Annotated in this window: 1 protein-coding gene; it reads right to left on the bottom strand. The window is 76.0% G+C overall.

Annotation, left to right across the window (positions count from 1 at the left end):
• Window positions 1–3,580, bottom strand: a 3,580-nt coding sequence (locus C1I97_RS33380; protein WP_146608369.1) for a non-ribosomal peptide synthetase, incomplete at both ends; no start/stop codon positions are given.

Below are 3,580 nucleotides of genomic sequence, written 5' to 3'. Positions count from 1 at the left end.
GTCTTGCCGCTGCTGGTGCGCGGGATCCGCGCCAGCGGGACGAACGCCGCCGGCACCATGTGGTCGGGCAGGGTGCGCCGGAGCGCGCGGCGCAGTGCGTCGGCGGTCGGGACGGTGTCCCCGGCGGGCACCAGGTGGGCCACGAGCATGAGCCGGCCCGCGTGTTCGCGTGCCGTCACGACGGCCTCGGACACGTCCGGGTGGGCGAGCAGCGCGGCCTCGACCTCGCCGGGTTCGATGCGGAACCCGCGGATCTTGATCTGTTCGTCGGCGCGGCCCAGGAACTCCAGCATCCCCTGCTCGTCCCAGCGGGTGCGATCGCCGGTGCGGTACATCCGCTCCCCCGGCGCGCCGAACGGGTCGGCGAGGAAGCGGGAGGCGGTCAGGCCGGGGCGGCCCAGGTAGCCGCGGGCCACCTGCGCGCCGGCGAGGTACAGCTCGCCGGGCACGCCGGGCGGCACCGGGCGCAGGGCGCCGTCGAGGACGTAGGCGCGCAGGTTGCGGCCGGGGCGCCCGATGACCGGCCGGTCCGGGTGGTCGGCGCAGCGCCCGTAGGTGGCGTCGACGGTGCACTCGGTGGGCCCGTACATGTTGTACGCGGTGACGCCGAGGCCGGTGGCGGCGCACAGCTCCCGCCAGGTGTCGGGGCCCGTCGCCTCGCCGCCGACCAGCAGGACGCGCGGGTGGTGGCGGCCGGGTGCGAGGAGTCCGGCGGCGGTGAGTTCGCGCAGGAAGGACGGGGTGACGTTGACCAGGTCCAGGCGGCGTTCGGCGATCTGGGCGCAGAACGCGTCCGGGTCCAGGCGCACGTCCTCGTCGACGAGGTGGACCTCCTGCCCGAGGGCGAGCAGCAGCGGCCCCTCCCAGGAGGTGTCGAAGGAGAACGAGGCGCTCAGCGCGGCGCGCAGCCGGCTCCCGTCCGCGGTGTGCGGGGCGACGAGCCCTTCGCGGTGGTCGTGGCAGAGGTTGACCAGGTGGCGGTGTTCGACGACGACGCCCTTGGGGCGGCCGGTGGAGCCGGAGGTGTAGACGATGTAGGCGGCGTGGTCCGGGTGGAGCGGGGCCCGGCGGTCGCGGTCGGTGGGGTCGTGAGCGGGCAGCCGGTCCCACTCCACCTCGCGCAGGGCGTCGGCGGTCAGCACGGTGTGCGGGGCCGCGTCCGCGAGGAGGTGGGCGACGCGTTCGGCGGGCAGGTCGGGGTCGAGGCAGAGGAGGGTGCCGCCCGCCTTGGCGACGGCGAGCACCGCCACCAGCAGGTCGGAGGTGCGCGGCAGCCGTACGGCGACCACCCGCTCGGGGGCGACGCCCTGGGCGAGGAGGTGGTGGGCGAGCCGGTTGGCGCGCTCGTTGAGGGCGGCGAAGTCGAGCGTGGCGTCCCGGGCCACCAGGGCGGTGGCGTGCGGGGTGCGGGCGGCCTGCGCCTCGAACAGGGCGGGGAAGGTGGTCCGCGGAACCTCGAGCCGCGGCCCCTGCCAGTCGTGGAGCACCCGGCGCCGCTCGTCCGCGGTCATCAGCTCCAGCGCCCGCACGTCCCGGTCGGGGTCCTGCGCCGCGGCCTGGAGCAGCAGCCGCAGGCGGGCGGCCAGGCGCCGGACGGTGTCCTCGTCGAACAGGCCGGTGTCGTACTCCAGGTGGCCGGTGACGCCGCCGTCGCCCTCCACGAAGTCGAAGGCCAGGTCGAACGTGGCGTGCCGGACCGGCGGCAGGACCGGCTCGACGTCCAGGTCCGGGAGCGCGGGAGCCTCGGCGCCCAAATTGTGCAGGGCGACCATGACCTGGAACAGGGGGGTGCGGCTGGTGTCCCGCTCGGGCTGGAGGGCGTCCACCAGCCGCTCGAAGGGCACGTCCTGGTGGGCGAACGCCTCCAGGACGGTGGAGCGCACCTGCTCCAGCAGCGCGCGGAACGACGTGCCGGGGCGCACCCGGTTGCGCAGCACCAGCGTGTTCACGAACATGCCGACCACGTCGTGCAGTTCGGGGCGCTCCCGGCCCGCGGTGACGGTGCCGACGGCGAAGTCGTCCTGGTCGGCCCAGCGGGACAGCAGGGCCGTGCAGGCGGTCAGCAGCGTCATGTACAGGGTGGCATCGGCCTCCCGGCCCCGCTCGCGCAGCCGGTCGGTCAGCTCGGCGGGCAGGGTGAAGGTCACCAGCGCGCCGTCCCGGGTCCGTACGGCGGGACGCGGCCGGTCGGTCGGCAGCTCCAGCGGGGGCACTCCGTTCAGCACCTGGCGCCAGTGGGCGAGTTGCGGCTCGACGCGGTCGGTGCGGGCGCGCTGCCAGGCGGCGTGGTCGGCGTACCGGACGGGCAGCTCGGGCAGCTCGGGGCGACGGCCCTCGTGGGCCGCCGCGTACAGCTCGCCCAGGTCCCGGCCGAGGACGCCGAGCGACCAGCCGTCGGTGACGATGTGGTGGACGGCGAGGACGAGAACGTGCTCACCGTCGGCCAGGCGGGCCAGCCGGGCGCGCAGCAGCGGTCCGGCCGCCAGGTCGAAGGGCGTGGCGGCCCCGCGCTCCAGCAGCGCGTCCAGCGCCGCCCGCGCGTCCGGGGCCGTGGTGAGGTCGTCCACGGGCAGGTCGACCCGGTGCGGCGGGTGCACCACCTGCCGTGCCTGTCCGTCCTGTTCGGTGAACGTGGTGCGCAGCGCCTCGTGCCGGGCGACCAGGCCGTCCAGCGCGGTGCGCAGGGCGCCCTCGTCGAGCGGGCCGCGCAGGCGGAGCACGGACAGCGTCGTGTACTCGGTGCTGCCGGGCTCGAACCGGTCGAGGAACCACAGACGTTGCTGGGCGTACGACAGCGGCGCCGGGGTGTGCGGGGCGGTCGCCGGTATCGCGTCGGCCCGCGGGGCGGACGCGTCGTCGGCCGGTTCGCCGAGTTCGGCAGCCGGTTCGCCGAGCTCGGCGGCCAGGGCGGCCACCGTGGGACGGGTGAACAGCAGCCTTGGGGAGACGCCGGGACCGAACGCGGCGCGCAGCCGGGCGGTGATGCGGACGGCGAGGATGGAGTCGCCGCCGAGCGCGAAGAAGTCGTCGCCGGCGTGCACCTCCCCGACTCCCAGCACGTCCGCCCAGGCGGCGGCGACCAGCCGTTCGGCGGGCGTGCGCGGCGGTGTCCGGTCGGTGCCGGCGGCGTAGCCGTCCGGTCCCGGCGCGGGCAGTGCGCGCCGGTCGAGCTTGCCGTTGACGGTGAGCGGCAGCGCGTCCATGGGCACGTAGGCGGCGGGCACCATGTGGGCGGGCAGCAGACGCTCCAGGTGGGCGCGCAGCTCGGCCGCCGCGGGGATTTCGCCGCCGGAGCCGACGACGTGCGCCACGAGCCGGCGGGTTCCGGAGGTGTCCTCGAACACGCCGACCGCGGCCTCGGCGACGCCGGGGTGGGTGTGCAGGGCCGCCTCGATCTCGCCGGGCTCGATGCGGTAGCCGCGGATCTTCACCTGGGCGTCCGCGCGGCCCAGGTACTCCAGGGTGCCGTCGGCCCGCCACTTCACCCGGTCGCCGGTGCGGTACATGCGGCTGCCGGGCTGCCCGAAGGGGTCGGCGGGGAAGCGGGTGGCGGTCAGGCCGGCAGCCGCATGTACCGCAC

The organism is Streptomyces sp. NTH33 (assembly GCF_003236365.1).
Classification (GTDB): domain Bacteria; phylum Actinomycetota; class Actinomycetes; order Streptomycetales; family Streptomycetaceae; genus Streptomyces.
The sequence above is the reverse complement of the archived record's forward strand: the minus strand, read 5'-3'. Positions and strand labels throughout refer to the sequence as shown.